The organism is Pseudomonas sp. YL2, assembly GCF_023063025.1.
In the GTDB taxonomy this organism is placed as follows: domain Bacteria; phylum Pseudomonadota; class Gammaproteobacteria; order Pseudomonadales; family Pseudomonadaceae; genus Aquipseudomonas; species Aquipseudomonas putida_A.
The window spans coordinates 34667-57383 of sequence record NZ_JAJSLU010000013.1; the positions used below are offsets into that span (position 1 = coordinate 34667).

Annotated in this window: 24 protein-coding genes; 8 read left to right on the forward strand and 16 right to left on the reverse strand. The window is 61.7% G+C overall.

The features are described from left to right. Window positions 1-61 precede the first annotated feature (61 nt). From LVD08_RS18585 to LVD08_RS18600, 4 genes are all read left to right on the forward strand, one after another. The gene (locus tag LVD08_RS18585) at window positions 62-667 is read left to right on the forward strand and encodes an LPS-assembly lipoprotein LptE (protein ID WP_007960576.1); all 606 of its coding nucleotides are present in this window, start codon (window positions 62-64) and stop codon (window positions 665-667) included. Window positions 668-706: 39 nt separating this feature from the next. Continuing rightward, window positions 707-1744: a DNA polymerase III subunit delta gene (holA, locus tag LVD08_RS18590; RefSeq protein WP_003228535.1), complete on the forward strand. Its 1038-nt coding sequence runs from the start codon at window positions 707-709 to the stop codon at window positions 1742-1744. Between the two features lie 199 nt (window positions 1745-1943). Continuing rightward, window positions 1944-2108 carry an alternative ribosome rescue factor ArfA gene (gene arfA, locus LVD08_RS18595; protein ID WP_027612891.1) on the forward strand — a complete coding sequence of 55 codons (165 nt, stop codon included), beginning with the start codon at window positions 1944-1946 and terminating at the stop codon, window positions 2106-2108. A 61-nt stretch (window positions 2109-2169) separates the two neighbouring features. Then, window positions 2170-3492 carry a lytic murein transglycosylase gene (locus LVD08_RS18600; RefSeq protein WP_247268890.1) on the forward strand — a complete coding sequence of 441 codons (1323 nt, stop codon included), beginning with the start codon at window positions 2170-2172 and terminating at the stop codon, window positions 3490-3492. Between the two features lie 125 nt (window positions 3493-3617). Here the strand turns inward: LVD08_RS18600 and LVD08_RS18605 are convergent, their stop codons facing one another. The 13 genes from LVD08_RS18605 to LVD08_RS18665 form a co-directional block, all read right to left on the reverse strand. After that, a complete protein-coding gene (locus LVD08_RS18605) occupies window positions 3618-4568 on the reverse strand; it encodes a S66 peptidase family protein (protein WP_115988818.1) in 951 nt (316 codons plus the stop codon). Between the two features lie 129 nt (window positions 4569-4697). Next, window positions 4698-5696 (reverse strand): lipoyl synthase, encoded by a 999-nt coding sequence (gene lipA / locus LVD08_RS18610; protein ID WP_160768663.1) that lies wholly within the window; start codon window positions 5694-5696, stop codon window positions 4698-4700. Window positions 5697-5721: 25 nt separating this feature from the next. Beyond that, window positions 5722-6369, reverse strand: coding sequence for a lipoyl(octanoyl) transferase LipB (gene lipB, locus LVD08_RS18615; RefSeq protein WP_027612894.1), 648 nt, complete (start codon window positions 6367-6369; stop codon window positions 5722-5724). Further along, window positions 6369-6644 carry a DUF493 domain-containing protein gene (locus LVD08_RS18620; RefSeq protein ID WP_027612895.1) on the reverse strand — a complete coding sequence of 92 codons (276 nt, stop codon included), beginning with the start codon at window positions 6642-6644 and terminating at the stop codon, window positions 6369-6371. Before LVD08_RS18620 ends, lipB begins: the two co-directional genes overlap by 1 nt. Before the next feature lie 85 nt (window positions 6645-6729). Then, window positions 6730-7887: a D-alanyl-D-alanine carboxypeptidase family protein gene (locus LVD08_RS18625; RefSeq protein WP_003228546.1), complete on the reverse strand. Its 1158-nt coding sequence runs from the start codon at window positions 7885-7887 to the stop codon at window positions 6730-6732. A 187-nt stretch (window positions 7888-8074) separates the two neighbouring features. Next, on the reverse strand, window positions 8075-9085 hold the full coding sequence (locus LVD08_RS18630; RefSeq protein WP_247268891.1) for a septal ring lytic transglycosylase RlpA family protein: 1011 nt from the start codon (window positions 9083-9085) through the stop codon (window positions 8075-8077). Beyond that, complete coding sequence (gene mltB / locus LVD08_RS18635; protein ID WP_007960589.1) at window positions 9085-10095, reverse strand: lytic murein transglycosylase B; 1011 nt, start codon at window positions 10093-10095, stop codon at window positions 9085-9087. The genes LVD08_RS18630 and mltB overlap by 1 nt, the downstream gene beginning before the upstream one ends. 17 nt (window positions 10096-10112) lie before the next feature. Beyond that, window positions 10113-11216, reverse strand: coding sequence for a rod shape-determining protein RodA (rodA, locus tag LVD08_RS18640; protein ID WP_166497270.1), 1104 nt, complete (start codon window positions 11214-11216; stop codon window positions 10113-10115). A gap of 31 nt (window positions 11217-11247) precedes the next feature. Further along, a complete protein-coding gene (mrdA, locus tag LVD08_RS18645) occupies window positions 11248-13143 on the reverse strand; it encodes a penicillin-binding protein 2 (RefSeq protein WP_027612897.1) in 1896 nt (631 codons plus the stop codon). Between the two features lie 10 nt (window positions 13144-13153). Beyond that, window positions 13154-13621, reverse strand: coding sequence for a 23S rRNA (pseudouridine(1915)-N(3))-methyltransferase RlmH (rlmH, locus tag LVD08_RS18650; protein ID WP_003185785.1), 468 nt, complete (start codon window positions 13619-13621; stop codon window positions 13154-13156). 9 nt (window positions 13622-13630) lie between these two features. Then, window positions 13631-14125: a ribosome silencing factor gene (gene rsfS / locus LVD08_RS18655; RefSeq protein WP_007960601.1), complete on the reverse strand. Its 495-nt coding sequence runs from the start codon at window positions 14123-14125 to the stop codon at window positions 13631-13633. Window positions 14126-14197: 72 nt separating this feature from the next. Then, the gene (gene nadD / locus LVD08_RS18660; protein ID WP_049827899.1) at window positions 14198-14920 is read right to left on the reverse strand and encodes a nicotinate-nucleotide adenylyltransferase; all 723 of its coding nucleotides are present in this window, start codon (window positions 14918-14920) and stop codon (window positions 14198-14200) included. Then, window positions 14889-16160, reverse strand: a complete 1272-nt coding sequence (locus tag LVD08_RS18665) for a glutamate-5-semialdehyde dehydrogenase (RefSeq protein ID WP_247268892.1) — start codon at window positions 16158-16160, stop codon at window positions 14889-14891. Before LVD08_RS18665 ends, nadD begins: the two co-directional genes overlap by 32 nt. A 177-nt stretch (window positions 16161-16337) precedes the next feature. Here LVD08_RS18665 and LVD08_RS18670 point away from each other — a divergent pair, with 177 nt between their 5' ends. Both LVD08_RS18670 and LVD08_RS18675 read left to right on the forward strand, forming a co-directional pair. Next, window positions 16338-17036: a DNA-3-methyladenine glycosylase gene (locus LVD08_RS18670; RefSeq protein ID WP_247268893.1), complete on the forward strand. Its 699-nt coding sequence runs from the start codon at window positions 16338-16340 to the stop codon at window positions 17034-17036. Between the two features lie 190 nt (window positions 17037-17226). Further along, complete coding sequence (locus LVD08_RS18675; protein WP_247268894.1) at window positions 17227-18543, forward strand: bifunctional DedA family/phosphatase PAP2 family protein; 1317 nt, start codon at window positions 17227-17229, stop codon at window positions 18541-18543. A gap of 3 nt (window positions 18544-18546) precedes the next feature. On the opposite strand, the gene LVD08_RS18680 is transcribed toward LVD08_RS18675, so the two are convergent. The 3 genes from LVD08_RS18680 to LVD08_RS18690 are packed head-to-tail and all read right to left on the reverse strand — an operon-like array spanning window position 18547 to window position 20226. Next, entirely contained in the window at window positions 18547-19137 is a 591-nt protein-coding gene (locus tag LVD08_RS18680; RefSeq protein WP_247268895.1) for an LON peptidase substrate-binding domain-containing protein, read from the reverse strand. Between the two features lie 10 nt (window positions 19138-19147). Continuing rightward, the gene (locus tag LVD08_RS18685; RefSeq protein ID WP_247268896.1) at window positions 19148-19864 is read right to left on the reverse strand and encodes an LrgB family protein; all 717 of its coding nucleotides are present in this window, start codon (window positions 19862-19864) and stop codon (window positions 19148-19150) included. Continuing rightward, a complete protein-coding gene (locus LVD08_RS18690) occupies window positions 19864-20226 on the reverse strand; it encodes a CidA/LrgA family protein (RefSeq protein ID WP_095139173.1) in 363 nt (120 codons plus the stop codon). Before LVD08_RS18690 ends, LVD08_RS18685 begins: the two co-directional genes overlap by 1 nt. Window positions 20227-20406: 180 nt before the next feature. On the opposite strand from LVD08_RS18690, the gene LVD08_RS18695 reads away from it, so the two are divergent. Continuing rightward, window positions 20407-20862 carry a MaoC family dehydratase gene (locus LVD08_RS18695; RefSeq protein ID WP_003228575.1) on the forward strand — a complete coding sequence of 152 codons (456 nt, stop codon included), beginning with the start codon at window positions 20407-20409 and terminating at the stop codon, window positions 20860-20862. A 110-nt stretch (window positions 20863-20972) separates the two neighbouring features. Next, window positions 20973-22700 carry a C13 family peptidase gene (locus tag LVD08_RS18700; protein ID WP_247268897.1) on the forward strand — a complete coding sequence of 576 codons (1728 nt, stop codon included), beginning with the start codon at window positions 20973-20975 and terminating at the stop codon, window positions 22698-22700. Window positions 22701-22717: the final 17 nt, after the last annotated feature.

Sequence of the window (22717 nt, forward strand, 5' to 3'; positions counted from 1 at the left end):
CGCACTGTAAAACCTTTCGGGCCGCAGGGTCGGCCCACATGGTTTCAAGGGGAGCAACACAATGATCAAACGCAATCTGCTGGTGATGGGCCTCGCCGTTCTGCTGAGCGCCTGCGGTTTCCAGCTGCGTGGCACCGGCACCAACGAACTGTCGATCAAGGAGCTCGATCTGAGCGCCCGTAACGCTTATGGCGAGACCGTCACCCAGCTGCGTCAGGTGCTCGAGTCCAGCGGCGTCAAGGTCTACAGCGGTGCACCGTACAAGCTGTATCTGGCTGACGAACAGGAAAACCAGCGTATCCTCAGCTACGCCGGTGCCGGTCGTACGGGTGAGTACCAAGTGACCACCGTGCTGAACTACGACATCGTAGGCGAACACAATCTGAACCTGCTGAGCGACAAGCTTGAAGTGCAGAAAGTATTCATCCACGACGGCAACAACCTCGTCGGCTCCGATCAGGAAGCCAACGACGCCCGTCGCGAAACCCGTCGCGAACTGGTTCAGCGCATGATGCTGCGCCTGCAACAGCTGACGCCGGGTCAACTGCAGCAATTGCAGCAAGCGGCCAACGACCGTGCCCGGGCTGAAGCCGACGCGCTGAAGGCGGCACAGAAAGCTGAAGCGGAAACCCCGCGTCAGTCGCCGCTCGAACTGCCGCAGCAGTAAGACGTACGGGGCGCTCAGGCGCCCCGTTCGCCCTCTCTTATGAAGCTCGCTCCCGCTCAACTCGGCAAACACCTGCAAGGTGCGCTCGCGCCCGTCTATATCATCAGCGGCGATGACCCGCTGTTGTGCCAGGAAGCCGCCGACGCCATTCGCAGTGCTGCCCGCCAGCAAGGTTTCGACGAACGCCAGGTGTTCGCCGCCGACGCCAATTTCGATTGGGGGACCTTGTTGCAGGCCGGCGCCAGCATGTCGCTGTTCGCCGAAAAACGCCTACTGGAACTGCGCCTGCCTTCGGGCAAGCCCGGTGACAAGGGCGCTGCCGCGCTGATCGAATACTGCTCGCGCCCCGCTGAAGACACGGTGCTGCTGATCAGCTTGCCCAAGCTCGACGGCAGTGCGCAGAAAACCAAGTGGGGCAAGGCCCTGGTCGAAGGCCAGCAGACCCAGTTCATCCAGATCTGGCCGGTGGATGCCAACCAGTTGCCGAGCTGGATTCGCCAGCGTCTGTCGCAGGCCGGCTTGTCGGCCAGCCAGGACGCGGTCGAACTGATCGCCGCACGCGTCGAGGGCAACCTGCTCGCCGCCGCGCAGGAAATCGAAAAGCTCAAGTTGATGGCCGAAGGTGGGCAGATCACCGTCGAAACCGTGCAGGCCGCGGTGGCTGACAGTGCGCGCTTCGACGTGTTTGGCCTGACCGACGCCGTACTCAACGGCGAACCGGCCCACGCCTTGCGCATGCTTGAAGGCCTGCGCGGTGAAGGCGTCGAGCCACCGGTGATTCTCTGGGCACTGGCGCGGGAGTTGCGCCTGCTGGCCAATATCTCGCTGCAGTACAGCCAAGGCACGCCGCTGGACAAGTGCTTCAGCCAGGCGAAACCGCCAGTCTGGGACAAGCGCAAACCGCTGATGAGCAAAGCCCTGCAACGCTACTCGGCGCAACGCTGGGCGCAGTTGTTGCTCGAAGCCCAGCGCATCGATGCGCAGATCAAGGGTCAGGCCGCCGGTTCGCCGTGGATGAGCCTGAGCCGGTTGGCGCTGTTGATGTCGGGCCAGCGTCTTTCACTGCCCGCCGAGTAAGACGTTCAACCGCATAACGCCCTTTCGCGAGCAAGCCCGCTCCCACAGTCGATCGCATTCACATGATAGAACTCGGTCGACTGTGGGAGCGGGCTTGCTCGCGAAGGCGTCAGAATATTCCTACGCAATAGAGGCTGGACAGACGCGCGGCTTCGGCAGATTATTCGCCCCGCAGCACCCACCTACCGAGAGAACCCTCATGAGCAAAAAGCCATCGAAACATGGCCCGAACAAGGCCAAATCCATCATCGCCCAACCCCTGTTCCGCAGTCGCCAGGAACGACCAACCAAGGGTAAAGGCAGCTACCGCCGCGAAGCCTTCCAGTCTAATAGCTGGGAGGCTTCTTACTTTCTGGCTGCCTGAAGCACAGCACCCCCTGGTCATGTTAAGGTCTGCACCTGATTCGTATCCCCTGGAACTGTGCATGCCCTTCAGTCTTTCCCGTCGTTGGCCCGTTCGCCAACTGATCGCTGCCTCCAGCTTCATTCTGCTTGTCGCCTGCGCGGAAAAACCTACCGCCGCCGATGCGCAACCCCTTCAAGCCGCCCCTGTCGCAACAGCCCCGGCAATCATCCCGCCGGTAGTGCCGTCCGCTGACCCGCTTGATCTTCAGCCAACCCAGACCTTTGCCGAATGGCAGGCGGGTTTCCGCAAGGATGCCTTGGCAGCCGGGATCCGCGCCGATCTGTTCGACCGCGCGTTTGCCAATGTCAGCTTCGATGCCAGTGTGATCAAAGCCGACCGCAGCCAGCCGGAGTTCTCTCGTCCAGTATGGGAATACCTCGATGGCGCCCTGTCGCCGCTGCGAGTGCGCAAGGGGCAGGCGCTGATCAGTCAGTACGCCGACATCCTGCAAAGCATCGAACAGCGTTATGGCGTGGATCGCCAGGCACTGGTGTCGGTATGGGGCATGGAAAGCAACTTCGGTCAGTTCCAGGGCAGCAAATCGGTGATCAACTCGCTGGCGACCCTGGCCTACGAAGGCCGTCGCCCCGCATTTGCTCATGCACAACTGATCGCGGCGCTGCAGATCCTGCAGCAGGGTGACATCACGCCAGAAAAGATGCTTGGCTCGTGGGCCGGTGCGATGGGCCAGACCCAGTTCATTCCGACCACCTACAACACCCACGCGGTGGACTTCGACGGTGACGGCCGCCGCGACATCTGGGGCAGCCCGGCCGATGCGCTGGCCTCCACCGCGCACTACCTGCAAAGCTCCGGCTGGCAGCGTGGTCAGCCGTGGGGCTTTGAAGTGCAGCTGCCGAGCGGCTTCAACTACACCCTCGCCGATGGCACGATTCGCAAGACCGTCACCGAATGGCGTCAACTCGGCGTGATCCTGCCCAATGGCGGTCAGGCCCCAGCCGGTTCGGAACAGCTGTCCGCGGCCCTGCTGCTGCCGGCCGGTTACCGTGGTCCGGCGTTCCTGATCCTCGATAATTTCCGGGCGATCCTCAAGTACAACAACTCGTCGTCCTATGCACTGGCCGTCAGCCTGTTGTCCGAGCGCTTCAATGGCGCAGGCCTGATCAACGGCACATGGCCGAAAGACGACCTGCCATTGAGCCGTACCGAACGTATCGAATTGCAGACCCTGCTGAGTGCGCGTAACTACGATGCGGGAACGGCGGATGGGATTATCGGCGCCAATACCCGCAAGGCGATCCGCAGTGCCCAGCAGGCGCTGGGTTGGCCGGCGGATGGTTATCCGACGCATAAGTTGCTTGAGAGCCTGCGTACTCAATAGAAGATAGCCGTATGGCTGATGCCGCCTTCGCGAGCAAGCCCGCTCCCACATTGGTTCTGTGTACGACACGAATCAAATGTGGGAGGGGGCTTGCTCCCGAAGACTGACTCACTGGCAATCAAACCCTAGCGTTTGATCACTACATCCTGTTCCAGCATCAATTCCTTCTTCCCCGCATCCAGCCGCACCAGCGCCCCCATCGGCAGCGTCAGGTTCGGATCACAATGCCCGCTGCGCCACCCCGACAGCACCGGAATCCGTAACGGCTCGAACGTCTGCTTGAGCAAGCGATTCAGCGCCTCGACATCGACCCCGGCGACATCCCCCACCAGCACCCCGCGCAATCTGGCCAGCTTGCCAGCCAGACGCATCTGCGTGAGCAAACGGTCGATGCGGTACAGCGGCTCGTTGACGTCCTCGATCAGCAGAATCACGCCCTCGACATCAATCTCATACGGCGTGCCCAGCGTTGCGGCGATCATCGCCAGATTGCCGCCGAGCAAACGCCCGTGCGCAATGCCCGGTTCGACGGTGGTCAAGGGATAAGCCACCGGATGGCTCAACACACTCCCCGCCTTCAACTGACCGCGCAGCATGGCGAAGAATGAGGTGACAGTCGGCGGCTCCTTGTCGCCCAGCAGGTCGGCATTGAGCAACGGGCCATGGAAGGTCACGAACCCGGCGTAGCGGCTGATCGCCAGATGCAGCGCGGTGATATCGCTGTAGCCGACAAACGGCTTGGCGTGGCGGCTGAGCAGATCGTAATCGATCCGGTCCAGCAGGCGCGGCGTACCGTAGCCGCCGCGCAGGCAGATGATCGCGTCGACTTCAGGGTCGGCGAACGCGGCATGCAGGTCGTTGAGGCGCACGTCATCGCTGCCGGCCAGATAGCCGTCCTTCTCGTAGACACCGGGGAACACTTTCAGCGCATACCCGCGGGCGCGCATCCACTGCACAGCCTTTTCCGTGTCCAGCGCACCGGGGCCAGCAGGGGCGATCACGCCGATCAGCCCTTCGGATGGCAGCGCCGGTACGGGTTTATGCGGAAAAAGGCTGTGGGTCGGTCGAACGGTCATCCATGGGTCTCCCTGTGTAAAGTCTTGCAGACACAGTAGTCAGGTCCAGAGACAAACAAAAGAGTGCGCGGCAGGCCCAAACAAAAATACCCGCCGAGGCGGGTATTTTTCGAGGCTATCAGCGCCGGATCAGGAACCGAGCAGTTCAGCCTTGACCAGTTTCGCCTGCTCGTCGGCGTGATACGAGGAACGTACCAGCGGGCCGGAAGCAACGTTCTTGAAGCCCATCTTGTAACCTTCCTCGGCGAACCAGGCGAAGGTGTCCGGGTGCACGAAACGCTGCACCGGCAAGTGGCTGCGCGACGGTTGCAGGTACTGGCCGAGGGTCAGCATGTCGATGTCGTGTTCGCGCATGCGCTTCATGACTTCGATGACTTCTTCGTCGGTCTCGCCCAGACCCAGCATCAGGCCGGATTTGGTCGGAATGTGCGGCATCATCTGCTTGAAGCGTTGCAGCAGGGTCAGCGACCACTGGTAATCCGAACCCGGACGCGCAGCCTTGTACAGGCGCGGCACGGTTTCCAGGTTGTGGTTGAACACATCCGGCGGCTCGGCAGCGGTGATTTCCAGGGCGATGTCCATGCGGCCACGGTAGTCCGGGACCAGGGTTTCCAACTGCACGTTCGGCGACAGCTTGCGGATCTCGCGGATGCAGTCAGCAAAGTGCTGGGCACCACCGTCACGCAGGTCGTCGCGGTCAACCGAGGTGATCACCACGTACTTGAGCTTGAGGTCGGCAATGGCGATCGCCAGGCTCTCCGGCTCGTTGACGTCCAGTGGTTTCGGACGACCGTGGCCAACGTCGCAGAACGGGCAACGACGGGTGCAGATGTCGCCCATGATCATGAAGGTCGCGGTGCCGCCGGAGAAGCACTCGCCCAGGTTCGGGCAGGAGGCTTCTTCGCAGACGCTGTGCAGCTTGTGCTTGCGCAGCAGACTCTTGATCCGGTCGACTTCCGGCGAAACCGGGATGCGCACGCGAATCCAGTCGGGTTTCTTCGGCAGTTCGGTGGTCGGAATGATCTTTACCGGGATGCGTGCAACCTTCTCGGCGCCGCGCAGCTTGACGCCGGCTTCAACCTTGGGACGCGGGGCCGGGCGCTCGGTCACGTCGAGCGTCGGGATCATGGTTTGCACTGCATCAGTAGTCATATCAGTCGATTCCGCCCGTCAGGGTCGTCTGCTCAGCATAGTCGAGGTGTTTGACGAGCTGCGCGCGCAGCCGGGCACTTACCTCGGCAAATTCAATCGATCCTGCGTGATCGCTCAGCTGGGTCATCGCCAGCCCGGCATAGCCGCAGGGATTAATCCGTCGAAACGGCTCCAGGTTCATATCCACGTTCAGGGCCAGGCCATGAAAGGAGCAACCGTGGCGAATCCGCAAACCCAGAGAAGCGATTTTCGCTCCGTCGACGTAGACGCCGGGAGCATCTGGCTTGGCGGCGGCGGTGACGCCGTAGCTGGCCAGCAGTTCGATAAGGCACTGTTCCATGCGCGTGACCAGATCACGTACGCCGAAACCCAGCTTGCGCACATCCAGCAACAGGTAAGCCACCAATTGGCCCGGGCCATGATAAGTCACCTGCCCGCCGCGATCGACCTGTACCACCGGGATATCGCCCGGCAGCAACAGGTGTTCGGCCTTGCCGGCCTGGCCCTGGGTGAACACCGGTGGGTGCTCGACCAGCCAGATTTCGTCGGCGGCATCGCTGCCGCGCTCGTTGGTGAAGCGTTGCATGGCATGCCAGACCGGCTCGTAAGCCATCTGGCCAAGTTCGCGAAAGCCCAGCGTGCCCGGCATCACAACACCATGTGCACGAAACCGGAAGCCCGCAGTTCGCTGTTGATGTTGTACAGCTGATCCTGGTCTGTCGCGACGATGTGCAGCTGGATGGTGGTGTACTTGCCGTTGCTGCTTTGACGCTCGTCGATGCGCTCATCATTGATGGTTGCGTGTTTCTTGACGATGTCGATGATTTTGTCTTTGTTGCCGACGCCCGTATCGCTGATCACCTTAATCGGATAATCAGTCTGCGGAAATTCGATCTTTGGCGCCTTTACTTCGGTATCGGTCATGGCGTAACGGCCTCTAGAGCGCAAGCCGTGGTAACGCACATGGCCCCGCACCGGATCGGGGCGGGGCCATGCAGGTCAACACAAATCAGTTGAACAAGCCGTAGAAGAATAGACGGATGCTATCCCACATGCGGCGGAAGATACCACCCTCCTCGACAGCGTCCAGAGCGATCAGGTCAGCGCTGTGCACTACCTTGTCGTCCAGTTTCACTTCGACTTTACCGATCACGTCGCCCTTGGCGATTGGCGCGGTCAGTTGCGGGTTCATGGTCATGCTGGCAGCGAGCTTTTTCAGCTGGCCTTTTGGCAGGGTCATGGTCAGGTCTTCAGCCAGGCCGGCCTTGACTTGACTGGTGGTGCCTTTCCACACCGGGGCCTGAGCCAGTTCGGTGCCCTTCTGGTAGAAGGTCTGGGTTTCGAAGAAACGGAAACCGTAGGTCAGCAGCTTCTGGGTTTCAGCGGCACGCGCCACTTCGCTGTTGGTGCCGAACACCACGGCGATCAGACGCTGGCCATCACGTACAGCCGAGGACACCATGCAGTAGCCGGCTTCGTCGGTGTGACCGGTTTTCAGACCGTCAACGGTCTTGTCGCGCCACAGCAGCAGGTTGCGGTTAGGCTGCTTGATGCCGTTCCAGAAGAACTCTTTCTGCGAGTAGATCGCGTAGTGAGCCGGGTCTTCGTGGATGATCGCACGGGCCAGGATCGCCATGTCATGAGCCGACGAGTAGTGCTCAGGGTTCGGCAGACCGGTCGGGTTCATGAAGTGCGAGTTGGTCATGCCCAGATCGGCGACCGTCTTGTTCATCAGGTCGGCGAACGCGTCTTCGCTGCCGGCGATGTGCTCGGACAGCGCCACGCTGGCGTCGTTGCCGGACTGGATGATGATGCCGTGCAGCAGGTCGCTGACGGTCACTTGCGAGCCGACTTTGATGAACATCCGCGAGCCGCCGGTACGCCAGGCGTTTTCGCTGACGGTCACCGGGTCGTTCTCACCGATCTGGCCACGACGGATTTCCAGCGTAGCGATGTACGCGGTCATCAGTTTGGTCAGGCTGGCTGGCGGCAGACGCTGGTCACCGTTGTTCTCCACCAGCACGTTGCCGCTGCTGGCGTCCATGAGCACGTAGGCTTTTGCAGCCAGTTGAGGTGGCGACGGCATCATCTCGGCCGCGAAAGCGGCTGGCGAGAGGAGCAGCGGGACTAGCAGACACAGGCGTTTGGCAAAGGTGGTGATGTTCATCCGTCTCTCGAAATCGCTAATGGAAACTTGCCCGAAGGCAAAACTATTCAGACAGCCTTCTAACGGGCCATCGCGTGTTCAGTTGCTCACTCCAGTCACCCTTGCCGGGCTTTTGTTCTTCGACGAGCCAACAACCTGGTTCACCCCCCAAAACCGCAAGTGAACCGTCAATCAAGTGCTACGTTTCTTACTCGGTGACCACGCTCGGCGAGCCGAGATTGGCCAGGCGCACGCTGTTCTGCACCTGGGCGATCTCACCCGGCGAACCGATCGGCCCCAGGCGTACCCGGTGCAGGGTCTGCTGATTGCGCACGATCGAGCTGATGAACACCGGAGCGCTCACCATCCCGCTGAGCTTCGACCTCAGGAGTTCTGCAGCGTCCGGGTTGGCGAACGCGCCCACCTGCAGATACTGGCCAGACGCTGGTGCAGAAGCGTTTTTTTTTGCGCTGATCTGTACAGGGACAGTGTCAGAAGCATGTTGCTGCGGCGGCGGGGTCCACTGCTCGATGGTACCGGCCGACGCCGTGATCACCGGGGCGCTATTCTGCGCGACTTGTGGCTCGTTGAGCATCAGCGGCGCCGGACGGCCCTTGGCGGCCCACCATTGCTGCGGATCGATGCCCTCGACCTTGACCCGCGCGGTGCCGATTTCGGCATAACCGAGCTTCTTCGCGGCCGCGTAGGACAAGTCGATGATCCGGTCCGAATAGAACGGCCCGCGATCGTTGACCCGCAGGATCACGCTCTTGTTATTGTCCAGGTTGGTCACCCGAACGTAACTTGGCAGTGGCAGAGTCTTGTGAGCGGCACTCATGCCGTACAGGTCATACACTTCGCCGTTGGCGGTGTTTTGCCCGTGGAACTTGGTGCCGTACCAGGACGCCGTGCCCGAGGCGACGTAGGTCTTGGATTCCTGCAACGGGAAATAGGTCTTGCCCAGCACGGTGTACGGGTTGGCCTTGTACGGGCCGGTGTGCAGGGTCGGCGTGGCGTCCGGGATCCGCGAAACATCGACATCCCACCACGGCGCGCCGTCTTTGTGCGCGCGGTTGATGTCCAGCCCCGGCTGCGCACGTACGGCGGTGGACGAGGTCTTCTGGGTTGGCGTGCGGCTGGTCGAACAGCTGGCGACCAGCACCGCCAACGCGGCGAATGCCACCAGCTTCAGGGGTTTATTGATAGGCAATGCCCGCATTACTTGACGCCCCGTGCTTTTACCAGCTCTTCAGACAGTTGATGTACGGCCATGGCGTACATCACGCTGCGGTTATAACGCGTGATCGCGTAGAAATTCTTCAGGCCCATCCAGTATTCAGGGCCGTTGTCGCCTTCGAGGCGAAATGCAGTAACCGGCATATCATCGCGCAGCGCATCATGACTTGACCAGCCCAGCGCCCGCAACTCTCCGACCGTTTTCGTCGGCTCGATGCCGGTGGTCAGGCCTTCATCGACCTGCTCGCCGCGCACATCGGCGCGACTGACCACCGGTTCCCCGGCGACCCAGCCATGCCGTTTGAAGTAACTGGCCACGCTGCCGATCGCATCGTCCGGATTGGTCCAGATATTGATGTGACCGTCACCGTCGAAATCCACCGCATAGGCGCGAAAGCTGCTCGGCATGAATTGCGGCAAGCCCATCGCCCCGGCGTACGAGCCTTTGAGGGTCAATGGATCGACCTGTTCTTCACGGGCCAGCAGCAGGAACTCACGCAATTCCTTGCGGAAAAATTCGGCACGGGGAGGATAGTCGAAACCGAGCGTGGACAATGCATCAATCACCCGGTAATTGCCGGTATTACGTCCGAAAAAGGTCTCGACGCCGATGATCGACACGATGACTTGTGCCGGTACGCCGTATTCCTGCTCGGCACGGGCCAGTACGGCCTCGTGCTGGCGCCAGAAGTCCACACCACGGGCGATGCGCGCGTCGGTGATGAACATCGGGCGATATTCTTTCCACTGTTTGACCCGCTCGGCGGGTTTGGAGATCGCGTCGAGAATCGCCTGCTTGCGCTGGGCCTCGCGGAACACCGCCATCAGTTGCTCGCCGGCAAAACCGTAGTCGCGGGTCATTTCACCGACGAATTCGGCCACCTGCGGTGAACCTTCGTAATCGCCGGCCAGCGCTTCCTGCGCGCTGCCAAGGATGCCGACCAGGCCGACCCACGGCGCGTAACGAGTCGCCCAGCTGCGCATGACTTGCATTGAACTCTTCACCTTATTCAAACCTGTGCGATCCACTTGCGATGCGTATGAATCGACATCAAAACCCCAAACGCTGACAGCAGTGTCACCAGCGAAGTTCCTCCGTAGCTAATGAAGGGCAACGGCACCCCCACCACCGGCAACAGGCCACTGACCATACCGATGTTGACGAAAACATAAACAAAAAACGTCATGGTCAGCGCGCCGGCGAGCAATTTGCCGAACAGCGTCTGCGCCTGGGCGGTAATCACCAGGCCGCGACCGATCAGCAGCAGATAGATCAGCAGTAGCGCGCAGATGCCCACCAGACCGAACTCCTCGCCCAGTACGGCAATGATGAAGTCGGTGTGGCTTTCCGGCAAAAAGTCCAGGTGCGACTGGGTGCCCAGCAGCCAGCCCTTGCCGAACACGCCCCCGGAACCGATCGCGGCTTTCGACTGGATGATGTTCCAGCCGGTGCCGAGCGGATCGCTTTCCGGGTCGAGGAACGTGAGGATCCGCTGCTTCTGGTAGTCGTGCATGATGAAGAACCACATGGCGATCGCCACCGGTACGGCGGCGGCCAGCACGCTGAGGATCCAGCGCCAGCGCAGTCCGCCCATGAACAGCACGAACGCGCCGCCGGCCAGAATCAGCAGCGACGTACCAAGGTCAGGCTGGCGCACGATCAGAATGAACGGCACGCCGATCAGCATCAGGCTGATGCCGACATGCTTGAGTTGCGGCGGTAGCGTGCGTTTGGACAGATACCAGGCAATCGTCGCCGGCATCAGAATCTTCATGAACTCCGAAGGCTGGAAGCGGATCACCCCGGGGATGTTGATCCAGCGCGTCGCGCCCATGGCGTTGTGGCCCATGATGTCCACCACCAACAGCAGCACCACGCCGATCACGTAACCGAGCGGTACCCAACGCGCCATGAACCGCGGTTCGAACTGGGCGATGACAATCATCGACACCAGGCCGATGCCGAAAGAAGTGGCTTGTTTGCCCAGCAGATCCCAGCTTTTGCCACTGGCCGAATACAGCACGAACAGACTGCCTGCGGCGAGGATCAGCAGCAGGATCAACAGCGGGCCATCGATATGCAGACGTTGCAGCAGCGTCGCCCGGCGACGCATCACATCCTCGCTGGAGAGCATGCGATCAAAATTATTCATCACGGGCCGTAGCCTCCGCACTGATAGGACCGGCGTATTCGGCCTTCAATCGACCATCCTGGTCCAGAAGCCAGGCGTCCATCACCTGACGCACCACTGGCGCGGCGACCCCGGAGCCGGACTCACCGTTCTCGACCATCACCGAAACCACGATTTTCGGGTTGTCGGCCGGGGCGAAACCAACGAACAAGGCGTGGTCGCGGTGGCGTTCCTGAACCTTGGAGCGGTCGTATTTTTCACCTTGTTTGATCGCGACGACCTGAGCGGTACCGGACTTGCCGGCGATGCGGTATTGCGCACCGATTGCTGCCTTGCGCGCAGTACCCCGGGCGCCGTGCATCACCTGCTGCATGCCGTGGTTGACCTTGGTCCAGTCCGACGGATCGCGCAGGACGATGTCCGGCATCGGGTTCTCGTCTACCGGTTTGGCGCCCTCAATGGTCTTGGCCAGGTGCGGCCGGTTCCAGATGCCTTTGTTGGCGACCAGCGCCGTGGCCTGCGCCAGTTGCAACGGTGTGGACTGCATATAACCCTGGCCAATCCCCAGAATCAGGGTTTCACCCGGGAACCACGCCTGCTTGCGCGTCGCGCGTTTCCACTCGCGGGATGGCATCAGGCCGGGGGATTCTTCGAACATGTCCAGCGAGACCTTCTGGCCGATGCCGAACTTGTTCATATAGGCCGACAACCGATCGATGCCCAGCTTGTGCGCCAGGTCATAGAAGTAGGTGTCGTTGGAACGCATGATCGCCGTGTCGAGATCGACGAAGCCGTCACCGGTGCGGTTCCAGTTGCGGTACTTATGATCGTAGTTGGGCAGCATGTAGTAACCGGGGTCGAACACCCGGCTCGACGCCGTCACTACGCCAGAATCGAGACCGGCAATCGCCACCGCCGGCTTGATCGTCGAACCCGGCGGGTACAGACCGCGCAGCACGCGGTTGAACAGCGGCCGGTCGATGGAATCGCGCAGTTCGGCATAGGCCTTGAAGCTGATGCCGGTGACGAACAGGTTCGGGTCGAAACTCGGTTGGCTGACCATCGCCAGCACTTCGCCAGTCTTCGGATCGAGCGCCACCACCGCGCCACGACGCCCGCCCAGCGCAGCTTCGGCCGCTTCCTGCAGTTTGATGTCCAGGCTCAGGACGATGTCCTTGCCGGGAATCGGATCGGTACGCTTGAGCACGCGCAATACGCGGCCCCGAGCGTTGGTTTCGACTTCCTCGTAACCCACCTGGCCGTGCAGTTCCGGCTCGTAGAAACGCTCGATGCCGGTCTTGCCGATGTGGTGGGTGCCGCTGTAGTTGACCGGGTCGAGGGTCTTCAGCTCTTTCTCGTTGATGCGCCCCATGTAACCCACCGAGTGCGCAAAATGCGCGCCCTGCGGGTAGTGGCGCACCAGCTGCGCGACCACTTCCACCCCTGGCAGGCGGAACTGGTTCACCGCGATCCGGGCGATCTGCTCTTCGGTCAACTCAAACAGGATCGGCACCGGCTCGAATGGCCGACGCCCCTGACGCATGCGTTTCTCGAAGATCACCCGGTCCTCGGGCGTCAGTTGCAGCACTTCGACGATCACGTCGAGCACTTGCTGCCAGTCGCCGGAACGCTCGCGGGTCATGCTCAGGCTGAAGCTCGGACGGTTGTCCGCCACCACCACGCCGTTGCGGTCGAAGATCAAGCCGCGGGTCGGCGGAATCGGCTGCACGTGGACGCGGTTGTTTTCCGAGAGTGTCGAGTGGTACTCGTACTGGATCACCTGCAAGTAGTACAGCCGCGCAATCAGCACGCAGATCAACAGCATGACCGCAATGGCCCCGAACACGACGCGGCTGCGCACCAGGCGGGCGTCCTTTTCGTGGTCCTTGATGCGGATCGGCTGAGACATGAGGGCAGGACTACTTGTGGTAAGGGTGACCGGACAGCACGGTCCAGGCACGGTACAGCTGTTCGCCGATCAGGATCCGCACCAGCGGGTGCGGCAAGGTCAGCGGCGACAACGACCAGCGCTGATCGGCGCGGGCGCAGACTTCCGGCGCCAGCCCTTCGGGGCCGCCGACCATGAAATTGACCGTGCGCGAATCCAGCCGCCAACGGTCGAGTTCGACCGCCAGTTGCTCGGTGCTCCAGGGCTTGCCGTGGACTTCCAGCGTGACGATCCGCTCGTTCGGCCCGACCTTGGCCAGCATGGCTTCGCCTTCCTGGCGGATGAAACGGGCCACGTCGGCGTTCTTGCCACGGGTATTGAGCGGAATTTCCACCAGTTCCAGCGCCAGTTCGGACGGAAGACGCTTGGCATATTCATGCCAGCCTTCTTCCACCCACTTGGGCATGCGTGAACCGACGGCGATCAGTCGCAGTCGCACAGCAATCCCTTACAGCTGGTCTTTGTTGAGCTTGGTGAAATGCTCGTGGGTGTTTTCCGGGCTGTGGTGCTTGGCGTCTGCCGCACGGCTTTGCTCGGCACCGGCCCACAGGCGTTCCAGGTCGTAGAACTGACGCGCCGACGCGGTCATCATGTGCACGATCACCAGGTCGAGGTCGAGCAGCACCCAGTCGCTGTCGCCCTTGCCTTCTTCGCCCAGCGGCTTGGCGCCCTGCTTTTTGACTTCTTCACGGACCTTGTCCAGCATCGCGTTGATCTGGCGATTGGACGTACCGGTGGCGATGATCATGTAGTCGGTGATGCTCTGCTTGTCGCGCACATCGATGATCTGGATGTCTTGTGCCTTGACGTCTTCCAGGGCTGCCACGGCAACCTTGACCAGCTCGTCGCCCTTGAGCGGCTCGTTGGTGTTGGCGACTTCCGGCAGCGGCGCGCTCTTGAACGTGCCTTTGCGCTTAACTTTGCTTACGTCTTTGTCAGTCATATAAAACTCGTTTTGCTCGTATATTCGGCGGCTTGGCGATACGTGGATTCGTATCAGTGAAGCACGCCTTGTTCAGTTCGACGCACGGTACAGACCGTGCGCATCGATGTAGGCCAGGACCGCGTCGGGCACCAGGAAACGTACCGACTTACCGCTGGCCAGCAGTTGACGGATCTGGGTGGCGGAAACCGCGAGCGGTGTCTGCCAGACGAATGCAATCTGTCCGCTCGGCCCTTTCAGGGCCAGCGGGTCGCTCACCGAACGCGCTGCCAGCAGGTTGCGCAAGGCATCCGGCGGTTCGCTGTCGGCGTCCGGGCGCTGTAGCACCAGGATGTGGCAATGCTGGAGCAACTCTTCCCAGCGATGCCAAGTGGGCAGGCCGCAAAATGCGTCCCAGCCCAAAAGCAGAAAAACCTGGGTCTCGGCGGCCATTTCGGCACGCATCAACTCCAGGGTATCAATGGTGTAAGACGGCTTGTCCCGCTGCAATTCGCGGGCGTCCACCACCAGCGGCGGCACTCCGGCCACCGCGCATTCAACCATTGCCAACCGATCCTGCGCCGACACCTGCGGCGTATCGCGGTGCGGCGGCCGGGCGCTGGGCATCATGCGCAGCTCGTCGAGCAGCAGCGCTTCGGCGACTTCCAGCGCACCACGCAAATGGCCGATGTGCACCGGGTCGAACGTGCCGCCCAGTACGCCGATGCGCCGGGGTCGGAGTTCGCCGTCAGGCAGCGGCGCTGTCAAGTCGAGGTCGGTCAAGTCAGACCGTCGCCTGGCCGCGCAACTGGCCATCACCGACCACGATGTACTTCTCGCAGGTCAGTCCTTCGAGGCCCACCGGGCCGCGGGCGTGCAGCTTATCAGTAGAAATGCCGATCTCGGCACCCAATCCGTATTCGAATCCATCGGCGAAGCAGGTCGGGGTGTTGATCATCACCGACGCCGAGTCGACTTCCGCGACGAAACGCCGGGTGTCGGCGAGGTTTTCGCTGACGATCGAGTCGGTGTGATGCGAGCCGTAATGGTTGATGTGTTCGATGGCCTGATCCAGTCCGTCGACCACGCGGATCGACAGGATCGGCGCCAGATACTCGGTGCTCCAGTCGTCTTCGCTGGCCGCCACCGCGTCGATGATCGCGCGGGTGCGTTCGCAGCCACGCAGCTCGACGCCTTTCTCGCGGAACTGGGCAGCCATCGACGGCAGGAAATCCTTGGCAACACTTTGATCGACGAGCAAAGTCTCCATCGCCCCGCAGATGCCATAACGATAAGTCTTGGCATTGAAGGCGATGCGCTGGGCTTTCGCCAGATCGGCGTGCTCGCTGACAAATACGTGGCAGATGCCGTCCAGATGCTTGATCACCGGCACCCGGGCATCGCGGCTGATGCGTTCGATCAGGCCACGGCCACCGCGCGGCACGATGACGTCGATGTACTCGGGCATGGTGATCATCGCGCCGACGGCGGCACGGTCTGTGGTTTCGACCACTTGCACCACGGCTGCCGGCAATTCGGCCTCGGCCAGACCGCGCTGGATGCACGCGGCAATCGCGCGGTTGGAATGAATCGCCTCGGAGCCACCGCGCAGGATGGTCGCGTTGCCGGACTTCAGGCACAGGCTGGCGGCATCGATGGTCACGTTGGGCCGGGATTCGTAGATGATCCCGATCACACCCAGCGGCACGCGCATCTTGCCGACCTGAATCCCGGACGGGCGGAAGCTCATGTCACGGATCGCACCGACCGGGTCGGGCAGTGCTGCCACCTGACGCAGGCCGACGATCATGCCGTCGATGCGCGCCGGAGTCAGCTCCAGACGCTCCAGCAGGGCCGGCTCCAGACCGTTGGCGCGACCGGCGGCCAGATCCTGTTCATTGGCTGCGGCCAGCTCGGCGCGAGCAGCGTCCAGCGCATTGGCAGCAGCCTGCAGGGCGCGGTTCTTCTGCGCGGTGCTGGCACGGCCGATGACCCGGGAAGCTTCGCGGGCGGCGCGACCCAATCGGGTCATGTAGTCAAGAACGGACTCAGTCATGGTCTGCTGGGGTCTTGGCAAAGAGGAAAGCGGCAGATTATAGCTGTCGCGTCCCGGGACTAACAGCGGTGACAGGCGGATGGTCGAAATGGACTGCAATTTGCCGACGTTCAGCCGTAATTAAGCCGCGGATTGTTATCATCACGACCTCCTTCGCCTGGATAACCACCGTTTGCCATGTCCAACCTGACCGTTCGCGCCACCGCCGAGCGCCTGCCACTGGGCCTTCCGGACGCTTTTTTCGACCGTGACGCGCAAGTGCTGGCCCGCGACCTGCTCGGCAAAGTCATCCGCCACCGGGTCGGCGATCTGTGGCTCAGCGCCCGGATCATCGAAACCGAAGCCTATTACTGCGCGGAAAAAGGCAGTCATGCATCGCTCGGCTACACGGAAAAACGTAAGGCTTTGTTTCTGGATGGCGGGCACATCTATATGTATTACGCCCGCGGTGGCGATTCGCTGAACTTCAGCGCTCAGGGGCCCGGCAATGCGGTGCTGATCAAGTCCGCCTACCCGTGGGTCGATGAAATCAGTGGGCCGGCGAGTCTGGCGCAGATGCTGCTGAACAATCCCGATGCCCAGGGCCGGCCGCGTCCTTCGCAAAAGCTTTGCGCCGGGCAGACGCTGCTGTGCAAGGCGCTGGGGTTGAAGGTGCCGATGTGGGACGCCAAGCGTTTCGATCACGATCTGATGCTGGTGGAAGACACCGGGCCGGCACCGACCCAGATTATCCAGACCACCCGCCTGGGCATCCCCCATGGCCGCGACGAACACCTGATGTACCGTTTCGTCGACGCCGCGTATGCCCAATGGTGCACGCGGAACCCGCTGCGCCGGGGCCAGGTCGAAGGTCGCGATTATTTTTTGCTGTCCTGAAGTGACACAGGTTTTGAACCTAATGCGTCCTTGTGGGAGCGGGCTTGCTCGCGAAGAGGGCGTGTCAGATACGAGTTCGTTGATGACACACCGCATTCGCGAGCAAGCCCGCTCCCACAGGGGTACTGAGTGATTGCTGAAATTTTGTACAGCCTTCGGGACTTATTGAAGATTTGATGGAGTTGTGTGTATGGGCCCATGGCTCGATAGCGTGACCGGGTGGCTCGCCGCCAATCCGCAGTGGCTGGCGGCTGCGGTATTTATCGTCGCTTGCGTGGAGTGCCTGGCAATTGCCGGGCTGATCGTGCCCGGCACGGTGTTGCTGTTTGCCGTGGCCGTACTCGCCGGCAGCGGCGCACTGTCGTTGAGTGAAACCCTGCTGCTGGGCTTTCTCGGCGGGATACTCGGCGATGTGATCTCGTACTTCCTCGGCCGCCATTTCCATCAGAACATCCGCCGCCTGCCGGGGCTGCGCCACCATCCGGAATGGATGGCCGGGGCCGAAACCTACTTCCAGCGTTACGGCATCGCCAGCCTGCTGGTCGGGCGCTTCATCGGCCCGTTGCGGCCGATGTTGCCGATGGTTGCCGGGATGTGCGACATGCCCTTCCCGCGTTTCGCCGCCGTCAGCCTGCTGGCCGCCGCCGGCTGGAGCGTCGCCTATCTGCTGCCGGGTTGGGCCACCGGCGCGGCGATCCGCTTGCCGCTGCCGGAAGGTTTCTGGCTGCAGGCCGGCATCGTTGCCGCCAGTATTGCGGTGATGGTCGGCATGAGCGTCAACAGCAGCTTGCGCCAGCATCGCCGGGCGACGATCTGGATCAGCAGCATGAGCCTGATGATTCTGATCGGCCTGTTTATTGGCTATCCGTACCTGCACGCCCTCGACCAGGGCGTGATGACCCTGGTGCAGGAACATCGGCAGCCGATGCTCGATGAAATCGCAGTGACCTTCACCCTGATCGGTGAATTCCGCAATATGTTGATGTTCAGCGCCCTGCTCACCGGTCTGTTGCTGCTTTGCCGGCAATGGCGTCAGGCGATTTTTGCCGGTGGCGTGCTGCTGTGCACCGCGCTCCTCAATACCGTCACCAAACAGTTTTTCGCCCGGGTCCGCCCGGAAGTGCTGACCGATCCGCTGACCAGCTACAGCATGCCCAGCGGTCATGCCTCGGGTTCGTTCGCGCTGTTTCTGGTGCTGGCGGTTCTCGCCGGCCGCGGACAACCGCCGCGCATGCGCCTGACCTGGCTGCTGCTCGGCTGTATTCCAGCGCTGTCGATTGCTTTGTCACGGGTTTATCTGGGGGCGCACTGGCCGACGGATATTCTGGCCGGCGCAATGCTGGCGGCATGCGTATGTGCGGCGGGCTTGTGGCTGAGTCAGCGCAAGGCGCCGCTCAATGCTATGCCGTTCAAGGTCTGGTGGCTGATTCTGCCGGCACTGCTGGTGCTGTTCAGCCTGTTCGTTCTGCGGCATCTGCCGGACACGATGTTGCGTTACGCCTACTAATACTTAGGCGAACAGCTCGCCCTGCAGCTCATCGAGCAGCGCCTGGATCGCATCCAGTCGCTGCTGCGGATCGTCGAGTTGCAGCAGGTCGATCTTGTCTTCTTCGGCGAACGGCAGCAGATACGCCAGCTGATTGGCCAGCGACTGCTGCACCAACGCTTCGGTGCCCATGTTCAACGCCTCGACCATTGGGTGCTCGGCCAAGGCCTTGAGCAGCGCCACCAGATCGGCGTCTTCGTCCTGCAACGGTTGCTCCGGCTCATCGTCCAGCCACTCGACGTCGGCGAGGATCAACTGATCGCGCTGCACCTCTGTGCGCAACACCTGAAAACGCCGCCCGCCCTGCACCCGGATCCCCAGCAGACCATTGTCCTGTTGCTGGAAATCGGTGATCCGCGCCTCGCAGCCGACCAGTGCAAAGCCCTCTGGCGCAACGCCGACTTCGTGGCCGTCAAGAATGCACACCACGCCGAAACCGCCACCCTGTTTCATGCAGCGGCCGATCATGTCCAGGTAGCGCGCCTCGAAGATCTGCAAGTCAAGGTTGCAGCCGGGAAACAGCACTGTATTCAGCGGAAAAAGCGGCAGACTCATAGACATTTCCTTACACCACCATCGACACCGCCAACGGCAGGAACACCGCCGTGGCCACGCCCATCAGACTCATCGCCAGCGCCGCGAAGGCGCCGCATTCATCGCTTTCCTGCAACGCCACCGAGGTGCCGACCGCGTGCGCGGTCATGCCCAGCGCCATGCCGCGCGCCTCGGGGCTGTGCACGCCGAGCCGGGTCAGCAGCGCCGGGCCGAAGATCGCGCCGATCACCCCAGTGATCAGCACGAACACCGCCGCCAGCGCCGCGACACCACCGATCTGCTCGGCCACCAGCATGGCAATCGGCGAAGTCACCGACTTCGGCGCCATGGTCATCAGGATCATGTGCTCGGCACCGAACCACCAGCCCAGCAATACGCCCATGCCCGTGGCGACCACGCCGCCTATCACCAGCGTAGTAAAAATCGGCCAGAACAATTGGCGGATGCGCTTTAGGTTGACATACAACGGCACCGCCAGCGCCACGGTCGCCGGGCCCAGCAGAATGCTGAGGATTTCGGTGCTCTTGCGGTACTCGGCGTAGGTCAGGCCGCAGCCGACCAGCACGCCAATCACTAATAGCATCGAGACCAGCACTGGTTGCAGAAAGATCCAGCGGGTTTTCTCGAACGCCGCCAGTACCAATTGATAGGCACCGAGGGTGATGCCGATGCCGAACAGCGGATGATGGATCACCGAAGCCCAGGCGCCTTGCCAATCGAAGAGCATCACGACTCCTCCGAGTGCGGCGCATGGCGCTTGACCAGGCGTTGCATCAGCACCCCGGCGAAGGCCATCGACAGGATCAACGACAACACCAGCGCGCCGACAATCGCCCAGAAATCGGCGGCAATGTCGCTCGCATAAACCATCACGCCCACCGCCGGCGGCACCAGCAGCAACGGCAGATAGCGCAGCAGGCTGCCGGCCGCGAGGTTCAGCGGCTCGCCGACTTCACCGCGAATGATCAGGAACACCAGCAACAGCAGCAGACCGATGATCGGCCCCGGCAGCACCGGCAACAGCAAATGGTTGAGTGCCGTGCCGAGCAATTGGAACAGCACCAGCATGGTCAGGCCACGTAACAACATCAGACATCTCCCCCCGCAAGTCCTCGGCATTATAAGCACGGCAGCGCTATGGATCGGCATTCGCCAAAAGCATGGTCGGTTGACCGGAGCAAATCGCCATGTTGATCTACAGTGGTTCGCAGGGCGGTCAAATCCCCCACCTGAAAAACTATAAAACCGATGAACCCAAGGAGAGTCTCAATGCCCTATGTTCCCGTTGCAGAGCTCAAAGATTATGTCGGCAAGGAACTCGGACGTTCCGAATGGCTCACCATCGATCAGGAGCGCATCAACCTGTTCGCCGAAGCCACCGGGGATTATCAGTTCATCCATGTCGATCCGGTCAAAGCCGCGCAAACGCCTTTTGGCAGCACCATTGCCCACGGTTTCCTGTCGTTGTCGCTGATCCCGAAACTGATGGAAGACATCCTCGTGCTGCCGCAAGGCCTGAAGATGGTGGTCAATTACGGCCTGGACAGCGTGCGTTTCATCCAGCCGGTGAAGGTCAATTCAAAAGTGCGCCTGAAGGTCGATCTGGCCGAAGTGACCGAGAAAAAACCCGGTCAATGGCTGCTCAAGGCCACCGCGACGCTTGAGATAGAAGGCTCGGACAAACCGGCCTATATCGCCGAACCGCTGTCGCTCTGCTTCGTTTGAGTCACGAGATGCGAAACAGCGCACGCTGTTTCGCATCAGCGCTGTTTTCCCGGCTGTATAAGGTCACATAGCTGCGGCATACTCGGTCGCCTAATTGCCCGGATCCCGCTATGCGCCCACTCGCTTCTCTTGCACCCCTTGCCCTGACCCTGATGCTCACCGCGTGCGGCGACGGCGAATCGCTGTTGCCCCCGGATGCACGGCTGCCGGACGGCGGACGCTATCGCGGTGAACTGGTCAACGGCTTGCTGCAAGGCCAGGGCCGGGTCGACTACCCCAACGGCAGTTGGTACGCCGGGCAGTTCGACAAGGGCCAATGGCATGGCCAGGGCGAGTGGCACGGCAGCAACGGCGAAGTCTATCGCGGTCAGTTTCAGCAGGGGCTGTTCGATGGCCAGGGCAGCCTGACCACCAACGCCAGCAGTTACACCGGCGGTTTCAAGCAGGGCCGCCGCGATGGCGAAGGCACCCTCAAGGAAAACGCCATGACCTACCGTGGCGAGTTCAAGGCTGACCAGTATTCCGGGCTGGGTCGTCTGGAAATGGACGACGGCAGTTCCTATCAGGGCCAGTTCGCCCACGGCAAACCCAACGGCGAAGGCCAGCGCGGCGACTCCAGCGGCAATACGTTCAGCGGCCACTTCGTCAACGGCCAGCTCGAAGGCAATGGCACGTTCAACAGTGCCGATGGCGACATCTATGTCGGTGGTTTCAAGAACAGCCAACTGCACGGCAAGGGCCGCTACGAGAACGCCGACGGCGACGTGTGGCTCGGCCAGTTCAAGGAAGGCGCACTGACCGGCAAGGGCGAACTGATCGGCGCCGACGGCAGCCACTACATCGGCTTCTTCAACGACTGGCGCTTCAGCGGTCAGGGCCGCTTGAACCTGTCTGACGGCAGCTTCTACATCGGCGGGTTCGACGGCGACAGCTACGCCGGACGCGGCACCCTGGTGCTGACCGACGGCACCGTGCTCAGCGGTACCTGGATCAACGGCCAGCGCGTACGTGATGCCGACGGCAAGCTGTTGCCCGACACCCTCGAACTCGGCTTGCTGGCCCAAGGGCGTCTGCTCGATGACGCACTGGCCGCCGTGCCTGCCTCAACTCCGGCAGTCGAGCTGTACACCCTGACCCTCGGCGGCGACGGCAAGCAAAGCGTGTTCCTGCGCGAGTCCGATTACGTCGCCAACATGCTCACTACGCGTTTCGGCGCTTATGGCCAGATTCGTCTGGTCAACCACCGCGAGCATCTCGCCGACCGGCCGATGGCCACCCGCGAAAACCTGCGCCGCGCCGCGCAGACCCTCGCTGAACGCAGCGGCCCGGAAGACCTGATCTTCATCTACCTGACCAGCCACGGCACTGCCGAACACGAGCTGGTACTCGATCAACCGCGCATGGAGCTCGCCGACCTGCCCGCCGACGAACTTGCCGCCGTGCTCGCGCCACTGAAAAACCGCGACAAGGTGATCGTGATTTCATCGTGCTATTCCGGCGGTTTCATCCCCGCGCTGAAAGATGAGCGCACCCTGATCATGACCGCCTCGCGTGCCGACCGCGTGTCGTTCGGTTGCTCGGAAGAAGCCAACTTCACCTACTTCGGCGACGCCCTGTTCGCTCAGGCCCTGAACCAGACCGACGATCTGGAGCAGGCCTTCAAACTGGCCAAGGCCACCGTCGCCGAGCGCGAACTGGCGGACAACTTCGAAGCCTCGGAGCCACAGATCTGGGCACCGAAAACCGTGCTGGCGCACTGGCAACTGCTGCGTAAACAGCAGGCCAGAAAAGCGTTGCAGAGTGCTGCATTGAACGACGGAGCAACAAACAGCAACTAAGCTGAACAGTATCAAGG

Excerpts from the sequence above, each read along its gene's own strand:
- LVD08_RS18585 (WP_007960576.1), top strand. The coding sequence starts at position 62 with ATGATCAAACGCAATCTGCTGGTGATGGGCCTCGCCGTTCTGCTGAGC.
- holA (WP_003228535.1), top strand. The coding sequence starts at position 707 with ATGAAGCTCGCTCCCGCTCAACTCGGCAAACACCTGCAAGGTGCGCTC.
- arfA (WP_027612891.1), top strand. The coding sequence starts at position 1,944 with ATGAGCAAAAAGCCATCGAAACATGGCCCGAACAAGGCCAAATCCATC.
- LVD08_RS18600 (WP_247268890.1), top strand. The coding sequence starts at position 2,170 with ATGCCCTTCAGTCTTTCCCGTCGTTGGCCCGTTCGCCAACTGATCGCT.
- LVD08_RS18605 (WP_115988818.1), bottom strand. The coding sequence starts at position 4,568 with ATGACCGTTCGACCGACCCACAGCCTTTTTCCGCATAAACCCGTACCG.
- lipA (WP_160768663.1), bottom strand. The coding sequence starts at position 5,696 with ATGATCCCGACGCTCGACGTGACCGAGCGCCCGGCCCCGCGTCCCAAG.
- lipB (WP_027612894.1), bottom strand. The coding sequence starts at position 6,369 with ATGCCGGGCACGCTGGGCTTTCGCGAACTTGGCCAGATGGCTTACGAG.
- LVD08_RS18620 (WP_027612895.1), bottom strand. The coding sequence starts at position 6,644 with ATGACCGATACCGAAGTAAAGGCGCCAAAGATCGAATTTCCGCAGACT.
- LVD08_RS18625 (WP_003228546.1), bottom strand. The coding sequence starts at position 7,887 with ATGAACATCACCACCTTTGCCAAACGCCTGTGTCTGCTAGTCCCGCTG.
- LVD08_RS18630 (WP_247268891.1), bottom strand. The coding sequence starts at position 9,085 with ATGCGGGCATTGCCTATCAATAAACCCCTGAAGCTGGTGGCATTCGCC.
- mltB (WP_007960589.1), bottom strand. The coding sequence starts at position 10,095 with ATGCAAGTCATGCGCAGCTGGGCGACTCGTTACGCGCCGTGGGTCGGC.
- rodA (WP_166497270.1), bottom strand. The coding sequence starts at position 11,216 with ATGCGTCGCCGGGCGACGCTGCTGCAACGTCTGCATATCGATGGCCCG.
- mrdA (WP_027612897.1), bottom strand. The coding sequence starts at position 13,143 with ATGTCTCAGCCGATCCGCATCAAGGACCACGAAAAGGACGCCCGCCTG.
- rsfS (WP_007960601.1), bottom strand. The coding sequence starts at position 14,125 with ATGACTGACAAAGACGTAAGCAAAGTTAAGCGCAAAGGCACGTTCAAG.
- nadD (WP_049827899.1), bottom strand. The coding sequence starts at position 14,920 with ATGGCCAGTTGCGCGGCCAGGCGACGGTCTGACTTGACCGACCTCGAC.
- LVD08_RS18665 (WP_247268892.1), bottom strand. The coding sequence starts at position 16,160 with ATGACTGAGTCCGTTCTTGACTACATGACCCGATTGGGTCGCGCCGCC.
- LVD08_RS18670 (WP_247268893.1), top strand. The coding sequence starts at position 16,338 with ATGTCCAACCTGACCGTTCGCGCCACCGCCGAGCGCCTGCCACTGGGC.
- LVD08_RS18675 (WP_247268894.1), top strand. The coding sequence starts at position 17,227 with ATGGGCCCATGGCTCGATAGCGTGACCGGGTGGCTCGCCGCCAATCCG.
- LVD08_RS18680 (WP_247268895.1), bottom strand. The coding sequence starts at position 19,137 with ATGAGTCTGCCGCTTTTTCCGCTGAATACAGTGCTGTTTCCCGGCTGC.
- LVD08_RS18685 (WP_247268896.1), bottom strand. The coding sequence starts at position 19,864 with ATGCTCTTCGATTGGCAAGGCGCCTGGGCTTCGGTGATCCATCATCCG.
- LVD08_RS18690 (WP_095139173.1), bottom strand. The coding sequence starts at position 20,226 with ATGTTGTTACGTGGCCTGACCATGCTGGTGCTGTTCCAATTGCTCGGC.
- LVD08_RS18695 (WP_003228575.1), top strand. The coding sequence starts at position 20,407 with ATGCCCTATGTTCCCGTTGCAGAGCTCAAAGATTATGTCGGCAAGGAA.
- LVD08_RS18700 (WP_247268897.1), top strand. The coding sequence starts at position 20,973 with ATGCGCCCACTCGCTTCTCTTGCACCCCTTGCCCTGACCCTGATGCTC.